This window comes from Kitasatospora putterlickiae (genome assembly GCF_039527695.1).
GTDB classification, from domain to species: domain Bacteria; phylum Actinomycetota; class Actinomycetes; order Streptomycetales; family Streptomycetaceae; genus Kitasatospora; species Kitasatospora putterlickiae.
Window position 1 is genome coordinate 1 of record NZ_BAAAKJ010000107.1, and the last position, 7,862, is coordinate 7,862.

Below are 7,862 nucleotides of genomic sequence, written 5' to 3' on the forward strand. Positions count from 1 at the left end.
TACGGCCGGCTGGTGGTGATCCCCTCGCTGGTGGTGCCGGCGGAGGTGGTGCCGTCGAGGGTGCCGAGGATGACGGTGGCGGTCAGGCCGGGGGCGGTGACGGTGGGGAGGTCGGGGTGGTGTTCGAAGGCGGGGGCGCGGTGGCGGTGGGCGTCGGGGAGGGCGACCCAGAGTTGGGCGCCGTGCAGGAGGGGGGCGTGGGGGCGGGGGGACTCCTCGGAGTGGGAGATGGCCCGGCCGGAGGTCATCAGGCCCAGTTCGCGGGGGCGGACGGTCTGGAGGCTGCCGAGGCTGTCGCGGTGCAGGACCTCGCCGGCGTGCAGCCAGCTGACCGTCTGCAGGCCCATGTGGGGGTGCGGGGGCACCTGCATGCCGGGCTCGTCGGCGATGTCGTCGGGGCCGTAGTGGTCGACGAAGCACCACGCGCCGACCATCCGGCGGCCGAGGCTGGGCAGGAGCCGGCGCACCACCGTGCTCTCGCCGAGCGGAACCTGACGGGCCGGCAACAGGTCGCGGACCGGGCCGGTGCCGGCCTCGCCGCCGCAGGTGGTCGGGGCGGGCTTGGCGTCGAGGTTGCTCATGGGGCGGTCACCGCCGTGCGCAGGGGCCCGGGAGGAGTGGGGACCGCCGCCCCGGCCGGAGAGGTCGTCGCAACGATCCTCCACCAGGGCGCGGCGATCCTCCACCCGGAACCACCCGGTCGGGGCTCAGTGCGCGCAGGCCCACCAGGCGTCGGCGCTCGCGCTCTCGGCGAGGCTGCGCAGCCCGGCGACCGCCTGGGCCGGGTCCTCGGCGCCGTAGACCGCCGAGCCGGCGACGAAGACGTCCGCGCCGGCCTCGGCGCAGCGCTCGATGGTGCTCGCCGAGACGCCGCCGTCGACCTGGAGCCACAGCTCCAGGTCGTGCTTGGCGATCAGCTCCCGGGTCCGGCGGATCTTCGGCAGCATGATGTCCAGGAACGCCTGGCCGCCGAAGCCCGGCTCCACTGTCATGATCAGCAGCATGTCCAGCTCGGGCAGCAGGTCCTCGTAGGGCTCGATCGGCGTGCCCGGCTTGAGCGCCATCGACGCGCGGGCGCCCTTGGCCCGGATCTCGCGGGCGAGCCGGACGGGCGCGGCGGCGGCCTCGACGTGGAAGGTCACCGAGCCGGCGCCCGCCTCGACGTACTGGGGGGCCCAGCGGTCCGGGTCCTCGATCATGAGGTGGCAGTCGAGCGGGATGTCGGTGGCCCGGGACAGCGACTCGACGACCGGGATGCCGAGGGTCAGGTTGGGCACGAAGTGGTTGTCCATCACGTCGACGTGCAGCCAGTCCGAGCCCCGCACGGCCTCGGCCTCCTGGGCGAGCCGGGCGAAGTCCGCGGACAGGATGCTGGGGTTGATCTGCGCCATGGGGCCTGTTACCTCTTCTTGCCTTCGTGCCGTCTGCCGAGGGATCGGGCGCGCGGGGCGCACCGGGGCCATCATCCCCCGCGCCGTCGGCCGCGCGTCACCACCGAGACCTTCCCGTGACCGTCATCACACCCCGGGCGGGGTTATCGTGGCCGCCGCCGTGGTCATCAGCCTGTACGAGAGCCGGTACGGGAACATCCGAACGGCCTGCCCGCCCCCTCCCCGAAGTGGAAGGTCCTCCCCTTGGCCGATCTCGTCCATCCCGCCCGCGCCCTGTGGTGGCTCTTCGAACCCGTGCACGCCGTCACCTACTTCACCCCGGAGGGCCTCGGCGCGTTCGAGGCGGTGGGCCTGCGCGGTGTCGCGCGCAGCTACTTCGCCGGCCGCGCCGCCCCGCTCGGCCCGGTGGACGCGCCGCCGGTGATCGCGGCGTTCTTCAACTTCGCGCCCGCCCCGATCGAGCGCGCGCTCCCGGCGATCTGGCAGCTCGCCGATCCGGAGACGGCGCTCGCCGCCCGGNNNGCCCGGGCCGCCGGCGCCTCGGCGGCCCTGAAGCGGCTGCTGGAGCACGTCGACCCGGCGCAGATCGAGCTGGCGGCCGACCTGCTGGAGGGCGCCGTCGCCCGACTGGACTGCGCGGGCCGGGTGCTGGCCGCGGCCAACGCCGCCCTCCCCCGTCCGACGGACCTGTACGGCCGCCTCTGGCAGGCCGCCACCGTGATGCGCGAGCACCGCGGCGACGGTCACATCGCCGCCCTGGTCGCGGCGGGGCTCGACGGCTGCGAGGCGCTGGTGGTGCGCTGCGCCCTGGACGTGCGGCGCGAGGCGCTGCAGCCGGTGCGCGGCTGGACCGACGCCGAGTGGGACGCGGCCGCCGCCCGGCTGGCCGAGCGCGGCTGGCTCACCGAGCGCGGCACCATCACCGAGTGCGGCCGCATCCGCCACCAGTCCCTGGAGGCGGCCACCGACCTCGCCGCCGCCCGCGTCTGGGAGAACCACCCGCGCGCCGACCTCGACCGGCTCGCCGCCGCGCTCAAGCCGATCTCGGCGCTCTGTCGCACCGCCCTGCCGCCGATCAACCCGATCGGTCTTCCGGCCACCACCACCGCTTGACGTTCGCGCCCCCTCGGGGTCACCGCGAGGTGGCTCCGGGGGCGCCGAACCACCTGGTCAGGGCGGTGCGCAGCCCCTGCGGGTCGTCCCCGGCCCAGGCCACGTGGCCGTCCGGGCGCAGCAGGACGGCGGGCGCGTCCAGCTCCGCGGCGGCGTCGGCGACGTGGTCGACGCGGTCGGCCCAGCCGTCCGCCGAGAGGCCGCCGCCGGTGCGGTCGAGGAGCAGCCCGCGGCCGCCGTGCGTCAGCGCGTAGAGCCGGCGGTCCCCCGACAGCCTGACGTCGCGCAGGCGTCGGCCGACGAGGTCCGGGTCGCCCGGCTCGTGGTCATAGCGGACGTCGAGGGCGGTGATCATGCCGGTCACGTAGCGGTTCACCTCCTCCACCTCCATCAGCCGCGTCAACAGCTCCCGCAGCGCGGTCGGCCCCGGCGCGCTGCCGAGCAGGGTCATCTGCGCGCGGGTGTTGGTCAGCACGCGGGCGCCGACCGGGTGCCGCTCCGCGTGGTAGCTGTCCAGCAGGCCCTCCGGCGCCCAGCCGTCGACCTCGGCGGCGAGCTTCCAGCCCAGGTTGAACGCGTCCTGCACGCCGAGGTTGAGGCCCTGCCCGCCGGTCGGCGGGTGGACGTGCGCGGCGTCGCCGGCCAGCAGCACCCGGCCAACCCGGTAGCGCTCGGCCTGCCGGGTGGCGTCGCCGAAGCGGGAGAGCCAGTGCGCCGTGTGGGCGCCGAAGTCGGTGCCCGCGACGGCCCGCAGCCGGGCCTTGAACTCCTCCAGGGTCGGCGGCGTCGCCCGGGCCTCGGCGACGCCGTCCGCCGGCGCGATCACCCGCGCGACCCCCGGCCGGCCGTCCACGTCGGGGGCCACGCCGAACCGCGGCTCGGTGCGGCGCACCCGTTCCACCACGGCGGCCACCTCCGCCGGGTCGGCGGCCAGCTCCAGGTCGCCGATCAGCGTCTCGACCGTGGACGGCTCGCCGGGGAAGCCCACGCCGAGGGCCTTGCGCACGGTACTGCGCCCGCCGTCGCAGCCGACGAGGTGGCGCGAGCGCAGGTGCGTACCGTCCGCGAGTTCGACGGTCACACCGTCCGCGTCCTGGCTCAGGCCGGTGACCTCGCACCCGCGCCTGATCACGGCCCCGAGCTCCAGCGCGCGCTCCTCCAGCAGCCGTTCGGTGACCGCCTGCGGGGTGGCCAGCCCGTACGGGTGGGCGGTGTCCAGGCTCTCCGGCCAGGGCGCCATGACGCCGCCGAACAGCCCGCCCACCTGGAACCTCTCGCTCACCGCGAGGAACCGCTCCAGCAGCCCGCGCTGGTCCATGATCTCCACGCTGCGCGCGTGCAGCCCGCGCCCGCGCGACTCCACCGTCCGCTCCGCCCGCCGCTCCAGCACGACCACACCGACCCCGTGCAGCCGCAACTCGGCCGCCACCATCAGCCCGGTCGGCCCGCCGCCGACCACGAGCACATCCGCGTCCGCATTCACGTTCACGCGCATCACCGACATCACCACACGCCCCGTACCGTCGTTCCCGTTCACCTGCCGACGGATTCTGCGCCTCCCCCACCCCCTTGCCGCAAGACCCCCCGTGCGCTATACGTTGAGAGTGGCGGAGAGTGCACACCCCTCCCGCCCCCTCCCGCCCCCCCTTCTCCTCCCATCGACCTCCTGTAGACGTGTGCCCGCTTCTCGGCGAGAAGCGGGCACACTTTCACGCGGTTCCCCCGTCAACTCCTACCAGGCGTAGTCCTCCGGGGCCGGCTTGTGGCCCGGGAAGAGGGTGTCGAGACGGGCGAGGACCTCGTCGTCGAGCTCGATGCCGAGGGCGTGCACGGCGGCGTCGAGATGGGCGAGGGTGCGCGGGCCGACGATGGGGGCGGTGACGGCGGGACGGGAGAGCAGCCAGGCGAGGGCGAGGTCGGCGGGGTGCTCGCCGACCTCGGCGGCGAGGTCCTCGTAAGCCTGGATCCGGGGCCGGTTCGCCTCCAGGATCTCGCCGGCGTGGGTCATCGCACCCCGGACGAGGGCGCCCTCGCGCTCCTTCTTCAGCGCGCCGCTGAGGACGCCGCTGCGCAGCGGGGACCACGGGAGCAGGCCGAGGCCGTAGTGCTCGACGGCGGGGATCACCTCCAACTCGATGGTGCGGTCGAGCAGGTTGTAGAGCGACTGCTCGCTGACCAGACCGAGGAAGTGGCGGCTGCGGGCGGCCTCCTGGGCCTGGGCGATGTGCCAGCCGGCGAAGTTGCTGGACCCGACGTAGATGATCTTGCCCTGGGCGACCAGGACCTCCATCGCCTGCCAGATCTCCTCCCAGGGCGTGTCCCGGTCGATGTGGTGCATCTGGTAGAGGTCGATGTGGTCGGTGCCGAGGCGGCGCAGGCTGGCCTCGACGGCGCGCCGGATGGCGAGCGCGGAGAGCCGGCCCTCGTTGGGCCAGTCACCCATCGGGGCGTAGGCCTTGGTGGCGAGCACGGTGCGCTCGCGGCGGCCGTCCCCCTTGGCGAACCAGCGGCCGATGATCTCCTCGGTCCGCCCCCGCTGCCCGCCTTCGGCGTTGCGGCCGTAACTGTTCGAGGTGTCGAAGAAGTTGATGCCCCGTTCGTGCGCGCTGTCCATGATCAGATGGGCGTCGGACTCCTCGGTGTGCGGGCCGAAGTTCATGGTGCCCAGGCAGAGTCGGGAAACGGTGAGGCCGGTGCGGCCGAGGTGGGTGAACTCCATGGGGCCCACCCTGAGCCGCACCGGCCGTGCTGTCCAGCACATTTCGCCCCGTGGGACGCGGCTCGTCCGGGCCGGGATGGTCAGCGCCCGCGGGTGCCGTGCGTGGCGAACCTCCGTACCGCGAGCGGCCCGCAGAGCAGCAGCAGAAGCGCGCACCAGAGCAGCGTGGCCAGCGCGGCGTGCTGCATCGGCCAGGCGGCGCCAGGGGCGGACGGATTGCCGAACAGTTCGCGTCCGGCCTGGACGACGGCGCTCATCGGGTTCCAGTCGGCGAGCGCGGCCAGCCAGCCCGGGCATGCCGCCGGTGGGCACGAACGCGTTGGTGACCATCGTCAAGGGGATGACGGCGACGGCCAGTTGCCCGGCCGCCTCCTCCTTGCCGACGGCCAGGCCGAGCAGCAGCCCGACCCAGGTCATGGCGAACCGGAAGAGCAGCAGCAGGCCGAACCCCGCCGCGGCGCCGGCGAGTCCACCGCGGATCCGCCAGCCGACGGCCAGCCCGACCGCCGCCAGCAGGACCAGCACCACCACGCTGACCAGCAGGTCGGCGAGGGTCTGGCCGAGCAGCAGTCCGGTGCGGGAGACCGCCATCGAGCGGAGCCGGTCGGTGACGCCGCGCCCGACGTCGCGGGCGGCGCCGACCATGGTGGGCATGATGCCGTTGACGGCGACCATCGCGAACAGCCCGGGCATCAGGAACTCCCGGTAGCCTCCGCCGGCCTCACCTGGTCCGGACGCGCCGGCTCCGGACGCGCCGGGAACGGCGATGGCGCTGCCGAACACATAGCCGAACACCACCACCATCACCACCGGAACGGCCAGCGAGACGGCCAGCAGTCCGGGCGAGCGACGGTAGGCGAGAAGGACGCGGAGCATCGAGGACCAGGTGTCGGCGAGCAGACGCCCAGGCGCGGCCATCAGGCGGCCCTCCCCTCGGTGGCGCCGGCGTCGTTGCCGCGCCCGGTGAGCGCGAGGAAGACGTCGTCCAGCGACGGCGGGCGCAGCGCGGCGTCCCGCGCGACCACCCCCACCGCGTCCAACTCCCGCACCAGCCTGGGCAAAAGGACCTCCACCCCGGGCCGGGAGACCACCTCGACCGTCCGCTCGTGCTGGTCCACCAGGACGTCGCCGGTCCCGGCGAGCGCCGCCAGCACCACTGCGGCCTGGCCGAGTTGGGCGGCGTCGGCGAGGGTGACCGAGACCCGGGTGCCGATCGACGCCTTGAGCCGCCGCGGCGGACCGGTGGCGATGGCGGCGCCGTGGTCGACGACCACGACGGTGTCGGCGAGGCGGTCCGCCTCCTCCAGGTACTGGGTGGTGAGCAGCACGGTGGTGCCGGCCTCGGCCAACTCCCGCACCACGTCCCAGATCTGCTGGCGGCTGCGCGGGTCGAGGCCGGTGGTGGGCTCGTCGAGGAAGAGCACCGGCGGGGCGATGACCAGGCTGGCGACGAGGTCGAGGCGCCGCCGCATGCCACCGGAGTAGGTGCGGACCAGGCGGTCGGCGGCCTCGGCGAGCCCGAAACGGTCGAGGAGTTCGCCGGCCCGGGCACGGGCGCCGCGCGCGCCCAGGTGGTGCAGCCGGCCGAGCAGGTGCAGGTTGTCGCGGCCGGTGAGGCCCTCGTCGACGGCCGCGTGCTGGCCGGCCAAGCCGATGCTGCGGCGGACGGCGTCGGGGTCGCGGACCACGTCGTGCCCGGCCACCCGGGCCGTGCCGCCGTCGGGGGCGACCAGAGTGGCGAGGACGCGGACGGCGGTGGTCTTGCCGGCGCCGTTGGGGCCGAGCAGGCCGCAGACGGTGCCGGACGGCACGGTCAGGTCGAGTCCGCGCAGGGCGCGGGTGGTGCCGAAGCGTTTCTCCACGCCCGCCAGCTCGATGGCGGCGACGGCGTGGTTCCGGGCGGTGTCGGACATGGCTCTGCCCATTCCCCTCACTAGGTACAGCGTACGTAGAAGCACCAGCGCGCGCATCGTACTACGTACGCCGTACGTATCTAAGATGGGGAACCGAGGTGATCAACCAGTGCCGTCCAGCAAGCCGCCGCACCGCGGCTCCACCCCCGCCCCGCAGCCCACGCCGCCGGCCGGCGAGGCGCCCGAGCTGATCTGGCTGCGCCCCGAGCGCACCGGCCGCGGCCCCCGCCCGGCCCACAGCCGGACGTCGATCGCCGCCGCCGCCATCGCCATCGCGGACGCGGAGGGCCTGGAGGCGGTCTCCATGCGCCGGGTCGCCGGGGCGCTCGGCGCGGGCACCATGTCGCTCTACAACTACGTGCCGAAGAAGGAGCACCTGCTCGACCTGATGCTCGACGCCGTCGCCGGCGAGTACGACTACTCCGCCCTCACCCCGACCGGCGACTGCCGCGCCGACCTGCGCCGCCTCGCCCACGAGCAGCTCGCCGCACTGCGCCGCCACCCCTGGGCCGCCGCCCTGGTGATCGCCCGCCCCGGCCTCGGCCCCCACGCCCTGCGCTACACCGACCACTTCCTCGCCGTCACCGAGCCCAGCGGCCTCGACGGCACCGCCCGCCTGGAGGCACTCGCCCTGCTCAACGGATTCATCTGCCAGTACGCGCAGTACGAACGCACGGCGGCGGCCGGCGCCAAGTGGCAGGCGGAACTCGCCACCTACCTCGGCCG

At 74.5% G+C, this 7,862-nt stretch carries 7 protein-coding genes and 1 pseudogene; 2 read left to right on the forward strand and 6 right to left on the reverse strand.

The features are described from left to right. Both ABD308_RS11285 and rpe read right to left on the reverse strand, forming a co-directional pair. Positions 1–581: pirin family protein (locus tag ABD308_RS11285; RefSeq protein WP_344331840.1), on the reverse strand; the 581-nt coding region annotated here is incomplete at its 3' end. Positions 582–707: 126 nt separating this feature from the next. Beyond that, positions 708–1,391, reverse strand: a complete 684-nt coding sequence (gene rpe, locus ABD308_RS11290) for a ribulose-phosphate 3-epimerase (protein ID WP_344331842.1) — start codon at positions 1,389–1,391, stop codon at positions 708–710. Between the two features lie 243 nt (positions 1,392–1,634). Here rpe and ABD308_RS11295 point away from each other — a divergent pair, with 243 nt between their 5' ends. Next, positions 1,635–2,504: an SCO6745 family protein gene (locus ABD308_RS11295; RefSeq protein ID WP_344331844.1), complete on the forward strand. Its 870-nt coding sequence runs from the start codon at positions 1,635–1,637 to the stop codon at positions 2,502–2,504. A gap of 19 nt (positions 2,505–2,523) precedes the next feature. Here the strand turns inward: ABD308_RS11295 and ABD308_RS11300 are convergent, their stop codons facing one another. The 4 genes and pseudogenes from ABD308_RS11300 to ABD308_RS11315 all read right to left on the reverse strand — a co-directional run bounded on the left by ABD308_RS11300 (position 2,524) and on the right by ABD308_RS11315 (position 7,136). Further along, on the reverse strand, positions 2,524–3,993 hold the full coding sequence (locus ABD308_RS11300; RefSeq protein ID WP_344331846.1) for an FAD-dependent monooxygenase: 1,470 nt from the start codon (positions 3,991–3,993) through the stop codon (positions 2,524–2,526). A gap of 243 nt (positions 3,994–4,236) precedes the next feature. Next, positions 4,237–5,223, reverse strand: coding sequence for an aldo/keto reductase (locus ABD308_RS11305; protein ID WP_344331863.1), 987 nt, complete (start codon positions 5,221–5,223; stop codon positions 4,237–4,239). Between the two features lie 336 nt (positions 5,224–5,559). Then, positions 5,560–6,141: pseudogene (locus ABD308_RS11310) on the reverse strand (ABC transporter permease); the annotation flags it as partial. Continuing rightward, positions 6,141–7,136: an ATP-binding cassette domain-containing protein gene (locus ABD308_RS11315; protein ID WP_344331847.1), complete on the reverse strand. Its 996-nt coding sequence runs from the start codon at positions 7,134–7,136 to the stop codon at positions 6,141–6,143. The gene ABD308_RS11315 and the pseudogene ABD308_RS11310, both read right to left, overlap by 1 nt. 109 nt (positions 7,137–7,245) lie before the next feature. Here ABD308_RS11315 and ABD308_RS11320 point away from each other — a divergent pair. Beyond that, positions 7,246–7,862, forward strand: a 617-nt coding sequence (locus ABD308_RS11320) for a TetR/AcrR family transcriptional regulator (RefSeq protein WP_344331849.1), incomplete at its 3' end; no start/stop codon positions are given.